The sequence below is a fragment of the Ensifer sp. M14 genome, assembly GCF_003355565.1.
Classification (GTDB): domain Bacteria; phylum Pseudomonadota; class Alphaproteobacteria; order Rhizobiales; family Rhizobiaceae; genus Ensifer.
Map to the genome: position 1 here is coordinate 98,053 of NZ_QJNR01000011.1, position 14,512 is coordinate 112,564.

General features: G+C 57.3%; 13 protein-coding genes. 5 read left to right on the top strand and 8 right to left on the bottom strand.

Annotated elements, in window-relative coordinates; all coding sequences use genetic code 11:
• The first annotated feature begins 173 nt into the window (after positions 1 to 173).
• Positions 174 to 3,989: a CHAT domain-containing protein gene (locus BLJAPNOD_RS27515; protein WP_015647678.1), complete on the top strand. Its 3,816-nt coding sequence runs from the start codon at positions 174 to 176 to the stop codon at positions 3,987 to 3,989.
• A gap of 35 nt (positions 3,990 to 4,024) precedes the next feature.
• On the opposite strand, the gene BLJAPNOD_RS27520 is transcribed toward BLJAPNOD_RS27515, so the two are convergent.
• The 5 genes from BLJAPNOD_RS27520 to BLJAPNOD_RS27540 form a co-directional block, all read right to left on the bottom strand.
• Complete coding sequence (locus BLJAPNOD_RS27520) at positions 4,025 to 4,384, bottom strand: type II toxin-antitoxin system VapC family toxin (RefSeq protein WP_147294596.1); 360 nt, start codon at positions 4,382 to 4,384, stop codon at positions 4,025 to 4,027.
• A 90-nt stretch (positions 4,385 to 4,474) separates the two neighbouring features.
• Positions 4,475 to 5,068 carry a DUF433 domain-containing protein gene (locus BLJAPNOD_RS27525; protein ID WP_015647675.1) on the bottom strand — a complete coding sequence of 198 codons (594 nt, stop codon included), beginning with the start codon at positions 5,066 to 5,068 and terminating at the stop codon, positions 4,475 to 4,477.
• A gap of 90 nt (positions 5,069 to 5,158) precedes the next feature.
• Complete coding sequence (locus tag BLJAPNOD_RS27530; RefSeq protein WP_015647676.1) at positions 5,159 to 6,289, bottom strand: RHE_PE00001 family protein; 1,131 nt, start codon at positions 6,287 to 6,289, stop codon at positions 5,159 to 5,161.
• Positions 6,290 to 6,524: 235 nt separating this feature from the next.
• On the bottom strand, positions 6,525 to 6,956 hold the full coding sequence (locus BLJAPNOD_RS27535) for a hypothetical protein (protein WP_015647674.1): 432 nt from the start codon (positions 6,954 to 6,956) through the stop codon (positions 6,525 to 6,527).
• On the bottom strand, positions 6,943 to 7,221 hold the full coding sequence (locus BLJAPNOD_RS27540; protein ID WP_015647672.1) for a type II toxin-antitoxin system Phd/YefM family antitoxin: 279 nt from the start codon (positions 7,219 to 7,221) through the stop codon (positions 6,943 to 6,945). Before BLJAPNOD_RS27540 ends, BLJAPNOD_RS27535 begins: the two co-directional genes overlap by 14 nt.
• A 77-nt stretch (positions 7,222 to 7,298) precedes the next feature.
• Here BLJAPNOD_RS27540 and BLJAPNOD_RS27545 point away from each other — a divergent pair, with 77 nt between their 5' ends.
• The gene (locus tag BLJAPNOD_RS27545) at positions 7,299 to 8,459 is read left to right on the top strand and encodes a site-specific integrase (protein ID WP_015647673.1); all 1,161 of its coding nucleotides are present in this window, start codon (positions 7,299 to 7,301) and stop codon (positions 8,457 to 8,459) included.
• A gap of 345 nt (positions 8,460 to 8,804) precedes the next feature.
• On the opposite strand, the gene repC is transcribed toward BLJAPNOD_RS27545, so the two are convergent.
• The 3 genes from repC to repA all read right to left on the bottom strand — a co-directional run bounded on the left by repC (position 8,805) and on the right by repA (position 12,492).
• Positions 8,805 to 10,016 carry a plasmid replication protein RepC gene (repC, locus tag BLJAPNOD_RS27550; protein ID WP_015647671.1) on the bottom strand — a complete coding sequence of 404 codons (1,212 nt, stop codon included), beginning with the start codon at positions 10,014 to 10,016 and terminating at the stop codon, positions 8,805 to 8,807.
• A 168-nt stretch (positions 10,017 to 10,184) separates the two neighbouring features.
• The gene (gene repB, locus BLJAPNOD_RS27555; RefSeq protein ID WP_015647670.1) at positions 10,185 to 11,189 is read right to left on the bottom strand and encodes a plasmid partitioning protein RepB; all 1,005 of its coding nucleotides are present in this window, start codon (positions 11,187 to 11,189) and stop codon (positions 10,185 to 10,187) included.
• 103 nt (positions 11,190 to 11,292) lie between these two features.
• A complete protein-coding gene (gene repA, locus BLJAPNOD_RS27560; protein ID WP_113434925.1) occupies positions 11,293 to 12,492 on the bottom strand; it encodes a plasmid partitioning protein RepA in 1,200 nt (399 codons plus the stop codon).
• Positions 12,493 to 12,868: 376 nt separating this feature from the next.
• On the opposite strand from repA, the gene trbB reads away from it, so the two are divergent.
• Genes trbB through BLJAPNOD_RS27575 form a run of 3 tightly spaced genes read left to right on the top strand, consistent with a single transcriptional unit; the run spans position 12,869 to position 14,508 of the window.
• Complete coding sequence (trbB, locus tag BLJAPNOD_RS27565) at positions 12,869 to 13,834, top strand: P-type conjugative transfer ATPase TrbB (protein ID WP_015647764.1); 966 nt, start codon at positions 12,869 to 12,871, stop codon at positions 13,832 to 13,834.
• A complete protein-coding gene (locus tag BLJAPNOD_RS27570) occupies positions 13,824 to 14,216 on the top strand; it encodes a TrbC/VirB2 family protein (RefSeq protein WP_015647763.1) in 393 nt (130 codons plus the stop codon). Before trbB ends, BLJAPNOD_RS27570 begins: the two co-directional genes overlap by 11 nt.
• The gene (locus tag BLJAPNOD_RS27575) at positions 14,209 to 14,508 is read left to right on the top strand and encodes a conjugal transfer protein TrbD (protein WP_015647762.1); all 300 of its coding nucleotides are present in this window, start codon (positions 14,209 to 14,211) and stop codon (positions 14,506 to 14,508) included. Before BLJAPNOD_RS27570 ends, BLJAPNOD_RS27575 begins: the two co-directional genes overlap by 8 nt.
• The last annotated feature ends 4 nt before the right edge of the window (positions 14,509 to 14,512 follow it).

The window sequence follows — 14,512 nt, forward strand, 5'->3', positions numbered from 1 at the left end:
TAATACACATTTTTCTGACGTTCAAGGTTGATGTGACTTTCATTACCTATTCAAGCAAATACAATCGCGCAATTGGCTCCTGACGCCCCTATTCGAGCGTTGGAACTGGGTCACTTTTTCGTCCAACCAATCTGGTTGGCCCAACCTTGGAAGCTGATCGCCGGAGTTACCACATGGATGCCAATGGCAAAGCGTCGTCAGAAAATACAAACGAGGCCGCGCCGCGACCGGTCTCTAACGATCTACGACCGATATTCGCTAGTCGGACGTCGAGCACCGGTAGCGATATAATGTGCCTGGGCAACGACGATCTTCCGTCTCGCTTATATCTGTACATCGATGGAATTTTGTCTTGGCTGACGTCCGATCGTGAACACCCGTTCTCCGGATTTCTCGTGCTGGCTCCGGCAGTGTCGTGCGATCAGGCTGGCGGGAAGGCCACCCTCGACAAGGCTATGAAAGCAGCAATAGCGAGATATCCCGGACGCGTCGATCCCGCTGAGAGCCAGATCATCGAACTTGAAAACCACGATACCCTAGCCCTCGTGGAGAGCATGTCAGCACGGCAACCGTACAGCGCGATGATCATACTGAATGCGGCTCTTTTCCGCTCCCCTCTTGTGAGACCGATTGCACCCGATGAAATAGGCTCTGCATCCTCTCTGGAGGAGAACTTCTGGGTACCGCAAATCGCTCACCTCGCGTCGTGCTTGCGCGAGAGGCTCAGCAGCTATTTTTTGATCGATGTCGGGCACTTCGCTCCCGTGCAAACAGCTCTTCAAGACATGTTGCACGATGTCCACGATGACGTAGACGTCTACCTGGCAACAGCTGAAAACGATCTCCAGAGTGAACTCTCCGTACGGGCTTTGCAGTGGAGCAGCTTAGTACGGGAAGGCCGTCTGGGCGTTGCGCTGCAGGAAGTCGATACGCTCCCCGCCAACTTCGATGATGAGAAGCCAAATCTCAGAATCCAGTTGCTACATCTTGCAGGCCTCACCGGCCAGACTCTGCATGAACTGGAAAACCTGCCTCTTGATGAGAAATCGAATCCTCCGGTCGTACTCGCGATGGCGAAGATCGCCGAGGAGGCTGGCGCGGGCGCTCTTGCGGTGCGGTTGCTGCGCCTTTGCGCACCAAGCCTTTCAACCATGGAGAACCTCCAGACCGCTCTTCGCACGGCAAGCCGTTTAGATGCGGCGGATTTGGAACAAACGATTGAAGCACGGCTCAGGCAGCACCACCCAAATGCACCAGTCCTCGCCGATCGCACATTCGCCGAACACAAATCGGCGGGGAGGTTTGCCGATGCGTCGGCTATCCTCGCATCGCGTAAGGCAGAACCCGAACTGACCGCGCTCTATGATGCATTTGCCGGCGAATTGAGCTCGCCAACTCCCCCCGACTATCCGACCGTTGGGCGACATCTGACGCTCGCCTATCCGCAACGAGCGGAGACGATCGAGCAGACATTGGTGCAAGACGCACTCCGGCGGGGATTGATCCTCCATGCGTTCGACCTCGTTACGGCGCATAAAAATCCGTCGCCGCCGCGTTGGAAGGCGTTTCTTACCGTCGACGTTATGGAACAAATACTACTGCAATCACGGGGGAACATCGGAGCGCTCGTCGAGCCAGAACGATTGACGGAGGCAGTCGAGATTCCCCTCCGCTACGCCGCGACACACCCTGCGGAAGGCAGATTGAGGTTGTTAATAGCTCGGATTCTCGATCTGCAAGTCGCTGGGCAAAGCGGAATTGCGCTAATCGCCAGCATCATTCTGTCTTCTTATGCCGGCGAGATAGACTTCCAGCAGGCTGACGACGTCGACGCAATCAGCCCTGAAGAGTTCAAGACGTTTGAGGCGTTTCACCGCGCCGCGTTCGCGTGGCTCGAACGGGAAGCGCCCATTACACTCGGCAAAACGAGGTTTCCGAGCGAAGATCTCCCGTGCAGTGGCGATCGATTGGTGGCTACGTTCAAGGCCATGCTACCTCAGCTGGCGGAGGACGCAGAAACCGATGACGATTTGGCGGAATTCAAAGCCTGGTTAAGCATCGGTGTCAGCATCGCCATGTCGGAATCACTAGGTCCAGCTGACCTGGAACTTATGGGTGTCGGCGCCATCCAGCTTTCGCGGCGCGGCAAAGTCCAGGAGGCGCGAGATTATGCCGAGCACGCTCTTCTCTGCTCTGGCTTGGACCCCGTACGCCAACGTATTGCATGGGGGGTATTCGGTGACGTCTATCGGCGCTCGGGTAATGCTATCGAAGCTTTAGTCGCGTTTGCGTGTGCGGCCAAGCTCGCCGGACCGGTTTCGCTGCACCAGCTTTGGATTGAGATGTACGGTCTTGCCGGGACGTTCCGGGACGTTGGGCTCATCAAAGCAGCAGAGCACATGGCCGAACATGCCCGCATGGTTCTCGATGAACTCGGGCTTTCTGACGGAAACGACATTCAACTCGATTTGCTTGCGCTCCAGCTGAAACTGAAAGGGGGATTTCGCGACGCGAACGAATTTCGTGCGAGGTTGCCGGCCCTCCTGCAGGACGCCGTAGACCTAGGAAGACGCGCGGCATCGTACGCCGGCGACCATGCACCTGTAACATTGATACTCGGTCAAATTTTGGCTTGGGCGCGCGAGGCCGGGATAGACGTCGATCCTGACGACGAGGCGCTCTTTGACACCCTTGTCGAGCGGCTTAAGGGTCCGATCGAACAGTTGACCCGTGCGGCAGCCTCCGCAAGACCGACGGCCGACCAGATTTTTGCGGTTCACGAGCGCATAGAACTATCCCGACATTCGGAGGATTCCGGCTTTGATTCGGGCAAGATGGTGCCGGTGGTCAAAAAGCTTCTTGGCCACGAAGCCGACGCTTCGTCGAGTCTCGGCGTTGCACTCGCAATTGAACTCCTTTCCGACAGGGCGTTGCCCAAACCTGGCTGGCAGGCCACATCCGAACCGGTTTCGGCCCTCAAAGGGCCAGAGGAACCACTTTCGATGCTGGAAAGACATTCGGCGGGAGCTGGTTTCGTCATGATCGGTATCGATGCGAAAGACCGGTTGATCCGGCTCGATGCGGAGAATGGGGCCGCATCCACGCCAGGTGTCGAACCCTCAAACACGTTTTCCGTGTCAGATTACCGACAGTGGAGCAAAGAATTCCCGTATCGATACGGCGTCGATGAGAAAACAGCGAACCTGTTTTACACGTCGACGGAAAGGCTTGGCCTATCGACACCGCTGCCGGACAAGGTTGTCTTTGTCACCGACAGCAAGCTCCAGCAGCTGGCCTTCAATTTGCTCTGGGTCGACAACGACTTCGCGGGGCGAAGCCGTGCCATCGCTTCCGCGCCATCGCTCTCTTGGTTGGAAAGCGCCCGCACACAGCCGCTGCAATCGAATGGAACCAGAAAGGCATGGATTTCCGCGGATCTGAATCAAGAAGGCACGCTGAGCAGCATAGGGCGTTGGTTACAGCCAACTTTCGAGGCGAGCAATATATCCCTCAATACCGCTGCGGCGCTCCCGGAGGACCTCGCCGGCTCGCAGCTTGTGGTGATAGCCGCCCACGGCAGCGTAGCGGATGGAGAACCGTTTTTTCACCAGGTTTCCGATGAAGGCAATTTGCGAATTCTTGCGTCTGACTTGGCAGACGCTCTTCGCAATGTAGGAGTCGTGGTTTTGTTTGTCTGCAGCGGCGGCCGTAGCGACAAGCACCCTGCGGCAAACATGACAATTGGGCTTACGCGTCAGTTGTTGGACCGAGGATGCTCCACGGTTGTGGCGTCACCGTGGCCCCTCGCTTCGTCGATTACACCGAGGTGGTTTCCGGCCTTCCTGGAACGTTGGGATGCTGGAGATCAGGTAATAGACGCGGTCTTCAAAGCCAATCAGGACGTAGGAAAAGCAACGGGATATGATCCTGCACGCTTCCTAGCCCTGCACGTGTTTGGTGATCCGTTCCGCAGAATTGTGGATGGCTGAGATAATTTAGATATCTTATCCGATCCGGTCGAAGCTCATCGTGCCACATCTTGGGAGGGCACAGATCTGGCAGGCTTCTTGAACGGATCAAGGACCGTGACGCCCCGGCCCTGAAAATCCGCGACGTTGCGTGACACCATGATAAGATCATTCACCTGCGCTGTCGCGGCCAAGCCGGTATCGTCGATATTCTTATCTGATTGACCGAGCATCTGACCCCAACGGCGTGCGACAGGCTCGTCGACGGGGAGAATACGACCTTGATAAGCCGCGAAGATTGCGTCGGCAGCCTTGGCGATCGCGTTCGCCACGACGTCATCGGTCGTACGCTTCTTCTCGATGCCTTTCGAAATCTCTCGAACCGAGATCACGCTGATGGCGAGATCGGTAATCATCGATAGTATCGAGCCAAGCCGCGACATTCTCGTGCGGTTCGGGTCGACCAATCTCTTTCAGGACATTTGTATCGAGCAGGTATTTCAAGCTCAGTCATCCAGCGCGCTAAGATCGGCTGCGCGCATGGCGGCTTTTGCCGTTTGCTTCGGGTACGGCCGGCCCGCCTTCGGATGCGCCTCCGCATAGACGCGCGCCGCCACGACCTGTTGTTCCTTCAAGGAGGGATAGTCGCGAAGAATCTCTTCGACCGTGGCGCCGGCGTTGAGAAGAGCAGCGATCCGATGCGCCTCGATGTGCGTGCCTCGGATGACCGGCTCCTTCCCGGATAGGTCGACCTGATCGGTGAGCTTCTCGAGTTCCTTCAGCTTGCGCTCGACGAAGACTAGGTGCTGACCGATGTCGTAGCGCTGTTTGCCGAACACGACTTCCTTCGCGAGACTGCGCTTCAGGGATGTCGTCCGCAACGCCTCATAGAACTCGGATTGGCTCTTGGGCGTCAGCGCCAGTTTGAGTTCGTCATAGGCATGGAGAAACACCAGCTCAGCTTGACCGAACTGCCGAATGCTTCGACCACCTCGCTTCACGAGTTGCGGCTTAATCGGCGCGCGCTCGACAACCTTCTTGAAGATGTCCAGCGGCGCGCCCACCACAAAAGCCGCCTGTGCCGTTGTCAGATGTTCCATCCGAACGCCTCCTAATTCACCCCGAAAGATAGGACCGAATTATAGATAGCGCAAGGCCTGTCGTTCGATTTCATCTCGTTCTGACCCATTCTAGACAATCCCCCACGCCCGAAACCTCCCTCTCCCGGTCATCTCCCTCAAACCAAGCTCCTGAACGATCCGGCGCGCTCCCTGCGGTGTGACCTCAAGCGTCTTTGCCACCATGCCGGCCGAGATCAGCGGCCGCGCCATAACGAGCTCGACAAGCTCCGGCAGCCTCGATGACGTCCGGCGTCCCTCAAGTTTGCGCATCATCATCTGCCGCGCCAGCACCAGGCGATCATGCTCCTTCAGCCCCGTCTCGGCGGCAATCACCAACGCCCTTGAAATCGCCAGCAACCGCGTCTCGCGATCACGATGCCGGCGCCGATCGACGGGAATAGCCTTGAGCCCGACATTGATCGCTGCGAGATGGCCACCGGTGGTGACGCCGCTCTCGCGCAGGATCGAGGCAGCCAGCAGCCGACCGAGCCACGGCGCATGCTGGAGCACGGCGATTTCATTCCAGGCGTCGAGCGCCACGATGGATTGCAGGACCGGCGGCAGATCCTGGGACCGCGTCAGCACGGCCTGCCACTCCGCCAGCCGCTCGTCCTCATCCCAGTCGAGGTCGTAGACGAACGGATCCTTGTCCGAAGCGTTTTTCGCGCCCCCCGGCTTCTTCGCTTCTTCAATCGCGGCGTCCGAGCGGGCAAGAACCGCATCGATCGCGGCAAACGCATCACTAAGACCGTCGGCATCAGGATCTTCGGCCTCCCCTACCCCACCCCGAGTGTCGCTGACAACATTGCCATCCGGCAAACTCTCTCCGTCGACACCCGACGATGCTGCAGGCCACGCCTGCCCGCAGAGGGAGGCGAGGCCTTGAGCAGAGAGCGCCCAGGCCGGGGGATGGGCGGCGATGCGACGGCGGGTTTTCAGGATGTCGCGGGCGATGGTGAGTTCGTGGGTGGGTGCGCGGATGTCGCGAAGGGCGTCGTGCAGAACGAGGTCCTCCAAATGGACAAGTTCACCGTCGACCCAGAGCGAGGCATGGGCCTCGAGGAAATGGGAACGCTCGAGAAAGCCCCCGCCAACGGGAGAACGGGCGATGCGCTCGTCAAGACGAGCAAGTGCGACGCCTGTTTCTGAGACCGGCCTCAACAGGCTCTGGAGGGGCAATTTCGCGAGATCGTAAACCATTGAAATTATGGTAAATGATTCGTTAAGGGAAATCTATATACCTGTTAGAGTTCTATACTTCTGACAAATGGGCCTGCGGCTTCTGACCCCCGATAAGTAACCCTTATCGGAAGTGATTGATTTGAGACCGCAAATCGGTAAAATTGGGCGCTAGGATGGTCACAAAGGACCCATTTTGCTCGATATTGCAGATCAAAGACGCGGCCAGCCAAGATCCGCGACCACAGCTAAGCCGCTATTCGCTGCGGCCCGTGGCGCGATGACGCTGGCCGCGCGCCAGTTCGACAAAGCGGCGCTTGATCTCGTTGAACAATGCCGGTGGCAAAGGGCCAAGGTAGCCGGTTTCGCTGTCAACGGGCCGGACATCCGGTCCCGGCCAGACAAACCGGTTGCTTTCCGTCAGGATAATCCAGGATCGTTCGTCGTCCAGTCCAAGACGCCGTTTTGTCGCCGGCGGGATTTCGATCGCGTCACTCGGATCAGAGGGCGGCGAGTGCGTGATCGGCAGGACACGGACTGCGGGCGTGCCATCGTCCAAGGTCGCAACAATCGCCAACACCAGCGCCGGGCGGTCCTTGTCGCCCTCCTCCCGGCCTTCGAGATGCTGCCAGTGCCAGAGATAGGAATAACGAAAGACCCAACCGACTTTTGGTTCAGTCGGCAGCATGTTTGCCCGTCAGCAGTTCGGCGTTGAGATGATCGAGACCCGACTCCATCTGAGACGCTTCAATGGCGGCAAGTTCATCGTCACTCATCGCCGTGGTGAGATCTACGCGACGGTCGCGTCTGGCCAGACGCAGATAGTCCTCATAGGCGATCAGAACCGTGCGCGGCCGGCCGTTCTTGGTGATAATCACCGGCTCGCGGACTGCGGCATCCTGATAGGCGCCAAAATTCTTGGAAACGGCTGCTGCTGTCACGGTCGAGGTCATGGCAGAACTCCTTTGTTCCGGAATATACGGGCTTTCCGTAACTTTTGCAAACGCACATTTAGCATTGGACAGGTCCTATGACGAAAAAGACCTTGTCGGTATCGTCTGTCACCCAGAATGTTTTAAACCGCGCCGAACAGCTCGACACCATCGCGTCGGTGCTGCCGATCGACCGACGTGACAAGCTTGCCGAAATCCTGACCGACCAGGACGTCGAGACCCTGCGTCACCTGATCAACGAAGGTATGGGTGAGAATACGCTGCGGGCGTTGACCTCCGATCTCGGCTATCTCGAAGCCTGGTCGCACGCCGCGACTGGCGGCGCCCTTCCCTGGCCGGCGCCCGAGGCGCTGCTCCTTAAGTTTGTCGCCCATCACCTCTGGGACCCAGCGAGGCGCGAAACCGATCCGGACCATGGCATGCCGGCTGAGGTTGACCAGGCCCTTCGAGATGGCGGCTTTCTCAGATCAACCGGGCCGCACGCGCCCGATACCGTGCGCCGGCGTCTGGCCAACTGGTCGACACTGACCAAGTGGCGCGGTTTCGACGGCGCTTTTGCCTCCCCTGCCCTTAAGTCCGCAATCCGGCTCGCCGTTCGTGCCGTGCCACGCCAACGCCGCCGCAAGAGCGCCAAGGCGGTCACTGGAGACATCATGGCAAAAATGCTAGCCACTTGTGCCAGCGAGAGCCTTCGTGACATCCGCGATCGCGCCATCCTGATGGTTGGCTTTGCGTCGGGTGGGCGCCGTCGCAGCGAGATTGCCGGGCTGCGCAGGGAACAGTTGACGACTGAGCCGCCGATCGCCGTTGAGGGCGGGGCTCCCCTGCCCTCGCTGTCAATCCATCTCGGCCGCACAAAGACCAGCAGCGGCGACAGCGATGAAGTTGTCTTTCTGACCGGCCGGCCGGTTGATGCCCTGAGCGCCTGGCTTGTTGCCGCCAAGATTGAAAGTGGCAGTGTGTTTCGGGCGATTGATCGCTGGGGGAATGTTTCCCGTCGGGCGCTCGATCCGAAGGCGATCAACGATATTGTCAAACAGCGGGCGACGATGGCCGGGCTGGAGGCGGGGGAGTTTTCCGCGCACGGGTTGCGGTCGGGCTATTTGACCGAAGCCGCAAACCGGGGCGTTCCTTTGCCGGAGGCGATGGAGCAGTCGCGCCACCGATCGGTGCAGCAGGCGTCAAGCTACTACAACAACGCGACCCGTCGGAGCGGCCGGGCTACGCGATTGTTATAAGGGAACCGTCGTCCTCCGGACGGCAATGGCAGCATGTTCACTGAAACCGTATTTCCGTGGCGTTGGGAAAAACGAGCTGATAAACGAAGGTCATGCTCAACGCGCATTTCGCCGCTCTGTTTCCCAAAGCAATCTGAAGCTTCTATCTACCCTACCGCGCGGCGGAAAAAAGGACCGCTGGTACCACTTTCGAAATACGTTCGTCTATTTCAGTTGCAAACGTCTGTTTTGACTCCTGAATATGGACGTCGCAGGTGATTAAGAAACCTTAGCTGCAACAGGGGGTTAGTTTGTAGTCAGCTGACTACAATCGACGGCTTCCGAAAGCTCCTGGTATCGGGAACATCACGCACTTATAGCCCCGCCAGAGTTCACTTTCAAAAGCGCCATTATCATCGGGCCGAGCGAAAATTCACCGCGGCGCGTTCTGGAGGTAAGATCGCGGAGATAGCCACCAGCGGAATTGATGTGCCCAGCTCGCTCAAGTATCGCCGCCATCGCGACGGCCGCATTCTCTGCGCCCATTGCCTCGCAAGCATCCTGATAAGCTGAAGCGCTTACTCCCAAGGTCGACCGAACCACGACTGCCGCGGACATCAAGTCCCTCCAACTCTGGACCTGGCCTCCAGGCGCATAGGCCGCAATTTCAGGGCATGCTCGCATCACCAAACCAATAGGGAAACTCTTTAGCGGCTCGGCCAGTCGGTCTGACTTCAACATCGGTTTCCCACCCTGCTCTTTTTCTGAGCTAGGTTCAAATTCATTTATAGATTCGGTATTTGAATTCTGTATGTGCTGACGGATTTCGTTGTCATTGGTAGCGGTTTTTTGTGAAAAGATGTTGCTTTCCAATACGCTGAGTACACCTTCGCGCAATAGTTCTAGTTCGTCCAGGATCGATTCAAGGGCCTCAATCGACTTGGCGGTCCGAAGCCTTGCTACGGCCCCTATGTAGATTGTCTCCATCGTCGCCCAGTCGCCAGGCGCACCATCTTCAACAGCAGCCGTGATAAGCTTACGCACGTCCCTGCGCGCAATAGTCGTCCGCTCCTTAACTACCTTGAAGCGTCGTGCCTCCTCGGCCACCCGCTGCGCCATGAGAGCAAGTTCTTCCGCCCTCGCAAGCAATGGGGCAAGACTGAACCCATATGCTGTCTCCACCTCGCCGTCCTTGCCACGTCTCACGTAGCGTTTACCATTGGGACTGTCGTTACGATTTATCAGTCCGGCACCCACCAATACAGCCAAGTTCTCTCTCAGAGTCGTGCCCGCGATGCCGTTCGCTCGTGCGCTCAGTTGAGCATTAGACGGAAAGACCACAAGGTTCGCATCTTCGCTGAGGTCCGTCTCTGGATAAAACGACAGGAGAGCGTTGAGCACAGCAAGCGCTCTATCGCGCAGGCCAAGTAGCGCGCGTGCTTCGCAGGCATCGCGGTATACTTTCCATTTGTCCGCAACTTTTCCCTTACGGATGTCCGCTGCCTGGAATTGGGTCCTGACCAACGCAAGCGTCATCGGCCGCCGCCCGAATGGCGTCGTTACACTTCCACTTCGCATTTTTCTTTCACCTTTCGATCGGCAAAAGGAATCAGCTCACCAAATCGGTGCCAAAGACTATTGACTGGGATTCATGGAAATGCGATTCTCAGGCTGCTTAGACCAATGAGAGAGGCTTCCACGACGGCAACGTTTGGGGGCCTTTTTCTTTTGCGGTTTCTTCCTTCTCTAACCTTCGGATCCGGGCTCGGTCTGCCGGAATTTCTCGTAAAGATCAGGAATTCGATCCATCACGAACTTGGCAAACGCCTCGTCCCGATCTCTATCAATCTCAATTTTACAAACCCTGCCGGAGACCGCGAGGGTAGCGATCTTAGTACCCTCGGCAGACTTTGCGGAAAGTACCGGCGTCTTTTCCGCGCTCGGTCTATCTATCGCCTTTATCGCGCGAAGAACCGCGATAAAGCGATCATCGGAAGTCTTGTGACCAAAAGACTTGTCAGTTGTAGCCTTGCGCGCTTTGCTTTCCGCTCCTGCATTTTTCAGACCGTCAGCAAGCTCCTGCCACCGCGGGCGACCTATCTTCGGAGCCCGGCCTATCGCTTCGGCCAGCCAACCAGGAACTGCGCGGCCTACGCTGATGAGCTTGGATGCTTCCTGCCGATCAACCGACAACGCGGTTTGAATGAGAGTCCTCTCAAACCCGCCTTCCTCGAGTTTCAGCGCGAACATTGAACGCTCTATAAAAGTAAGATCTTCACGAGCTGAATTTTCAATGCCTTGGGCGACAGCAAGGCGATCGTCACTAAGTTCGCGCACGTAAGCCTTGACCTTAAGACCAAGCTCAGTGGCAGCTCGTACGCGACGATGGCCATAAGAAATCTGATAACGGCCAATCTCAGTCGGATGAGCCCGTACTAGAATTGGTATTTCTTGCCCGTGCTCAAGGAAAGAGGCTTTGAGAGCTTCGACAGCCGAAGCATCCTGATCCGCAAAACGATCGGCGAAGGGGGATGGGTCGATAAGAGACGGATCGAGGTCAATCGGAAGAGCGCCGTCAGCAACTTTTTGCTTGAGTTCTTCGTAGTCCCTCTCAACTTCCGAAAAAGTGTCCTTCAACGACCGAACCGCTCCTGAAGCTACGCGCTGCATTGGTTGACGTGTGTCCACGGTCGGCGCCTCATCAGGCCCTGCGGCAAAGAGATTGCGAACTGATTGAGTCCGTTTGCTCATCTATCATTTCCCCAATCAGAACGTTTAACTACTAGCCCCGACGACATCACGTCGTCAGCTGACAACAAGTTAAGCGATTGATTCTTTTGAGAGTGGAGCACCATCATCTACCCCACACTTCATTGATTAGGCCGACAGCTTCGTGATTCACGGCACTGATGGATTCCATCGCTCGATCATAGGTCGATCGACCGACCGCGCCACGCGACAACTCGTAAAGAGATTGCTTGGTCAAACCGGCATTAGCAATCGCGGTCGATTTCCATGCTGCCGCAGCCATCACATCGGTACCGAATACGTCCCGAAGTAAACCGACGATTTCCTGTTCAGGTACATCTCGGGGATCATGGCGGGTCACAAGGAACCTCAGAAAATCATAGTCGAGCTTACCTCCCGCCTCTTCGATTACGGAGACAAGATCGGACGTCATTAGGAGAAATTGGCTCATGGAAGCTACGTCCACCATTTGTGGGTGGACGGTGACAATCATTCCTGTCGCTGCATTCAGAGCACCCATGGTGAGGAAGCCAAGCTGAGGAGGGCAGTCAACAACGACAATGTCGTACTCGTCTTTGACCTGATCAATGGCGCTTGCGACACGCCTGAAAAACAAATCTTCTGGCCGTCCTCGGTTCTGAAGCATAAATCGCGGGGTCTGATGCTCAAACTCCATCAGCTCAAGATTGCCGGGAACGATGCTAATGCCCGTGAAGTAGGTCTTGCGGATCACATCTTTCATCGCCACACGCTGGTCATCATACCTGATGGCGCCGTATATCGTGGTATTCTCCGCAACATCGAATTCCGGCTGATAACCAAACATCGCGGAGAGCGAGGCCTGGGGATCAAGATCTATGGCAAGGACTCGATAACCCTGGAGCGCCAGACCCTGCGCGAGATATAGAGATGTCGTGGTCTTGGCCGAGCCACCCTTAAAATTGGCGACAGTGATGATTTGAAGTTTTTCACCCTCCCGGCGACGGGGCCAGAAACGCACTGCTTCCTTGGGGCGTGCCTCGGCGAGGTACTGCCGCAAGCCATTGATTTGTTCAAGTGTATAGGAGCGTCGGCCACCGGTCCCGATATCAGGTGCCGGGCCGAGGCCATCCAGGGAGAGTTGACGCAGGTAGCCATCCGAAACACCAACGATCTCGGCTACCTCCCCAGAGGTGAACGACCGAAGCGACTTCTGCGCGGTCGGGGGAAAGGCGCGTTCACCGACCGCACGGAGTCTCGCGGATAGAGCTTCCGCGCGCTGCGTAATATGTGCGGACGTTGCTGCCCTACTGATGTGCCTGTCGATCACGTTCACTTTAGCCTCAGGTTCAAGACGGTTTATCAGCGTCAGACGCGCTATTACCGTCTGAAGATAGCGCACGATTCCCGTCTGTCCGCAAGAGAAATAGGGTTAACAAAACCTTAACGCATTTTGATGCAACAAACTGTGCCGCCTTTTTTTTCAACGTTTCCAGAGATTTAGCCTGGTATAAATTCCCGTCCAAAATCTCCTTCCCTTACAATCTGTTCGCAAATATTCAAGACGCCGACAGGCCGTCTCTCCGACTTGCGCCACCGTGCAGGAAACGACAGAGAATCGCGAGGTACAAATTTGTACGTGGACAGCTTGGTGCCGTCCCGCTTTTTTCTCCCCCAAATCAATCAGCGAGGAGAACGTCGCAATGCTTCAGTCGCATTCCCGCCTTGTGCGCAAGCTTCAAGAAGCACTGGGCGATCGTCTATGTATCGCCCTCGACGACCCTGGGGTCGTCGAGATCATGCTCAACCCAGACGGCAGAGTTTTTATCGAGCGGTTAGGGCAGGGCATTGCGCCCGCGGGTGAGATGGCGGCGACAGCAGCGGAAACAGTCATCGGCTCCGTCGCACACGCTCTTCAATCTGAGGCGGACGAAGAGCGGCCGATCATTTCGGGCGAACTTCCCATTGGCGGGCACCGCTTTGAAGGGCTGCTGCCCCCGGTTGTTGCGTCCCCAACGTTCACGATCCGGCGGCGAGCGTCACGGCTGATCCCGCTTGACGATTATGTCGCTGACAAGGTGATGACGGAGGCCCAAGCCGCAGTCATTAGGAGCGCAATCGCCAATCGGCTTAACATCGTAATTGCGGGCGGAACTGGCTCGGGCAAAACGACACTGGCCAATGCCGTAATTGCCGAAATCATAGCCTCAGCTCCGGACGACCGCATGGTCATTCTTGAAGATACTGCGGAAATCCGGTGTGCGGCAGAGAATGCGGTGTGCCTGCATACCAGTGACACGATCGATATGGCGCGACTGCTCAAGAGCACCATGCGCCTCCGTCCCGACCGCATCATCGTTGGCGAAGTCCGCGACGGCGCCGCACTAACGCTGCTGAAAGCCTGGAATACTGGCCATCCCGGTGGCGTCACCACCGTCCACTCCAATACCGCCATGTCCGCCTTGCGTCGTCTGGAGCAACTGACCGCCGAGGTCAGCCAGCAACCGATGCAGGCTGTGATCGGCGAGGCCGTTGATCTTGTCATCTCGATCGAGCGCGCGGGGAGGGGGAGACGGGTACGAGAGGTCATCAATGTCGAGGGCTTCAGCGGTAGCCGGTACCAGACCGAACATTACGCTCAAATTGATGAGGACATTCATGCTGCATAATCGCTCTTTTCGCCTCGGACTGCTCGCTGCGATGTTCTGCGCGGCGCTTGCCGCGCCAGCCCTTGCCAGTTCCGGTGGGAGTCTTCCCTGGGAGGGGCCGCTTGAACAGATTCAGGAATCCATCACTGGGCCAGTCGCAGGAGCAATTGCCCTCGCCGCCATGGCGATCGCCGGCGGAATGCTGATCTTCGGCGGCGAGCTCAACGATTTCGCGCGACGCCTCGTCTACATCGTACTGGTCGCCGGTATCCTGCTGGGGGCGACGACGATTGTCGGACTGTTCGGTGCGACCGGCGCGTCGATCGGCATCACTGCCACAAGTTTGCCAGGGACCGTTTCCCAGCCGATGTCCGTTGCAAGAGGGGAGGGGGCCAATGGGTGAGCCGCATTCCGCTCTCCAACGCAATCGCATTCACCGCGCTCTTTCACGACCGAATCTGCTGATGGGGGCAGACCGAGAGCTCCTGCTTGTCACAGGGCTGGTGGCGATCATCCTGATCTTCGTCGTGCTCACCCTGTATTCAGCGCTGTTCGGCATCGCCATCTGGTTCGTGATCGTCGGCGCACTGCGCATGATGGCAAAATCCGATCCCCTCATGCGTCATGTCTACGTGCGGCATTTGCGCTACCGGCATCACTACCTGCCCACGTCTTCGCCGTGGCGGCGTTTTTAGAGGT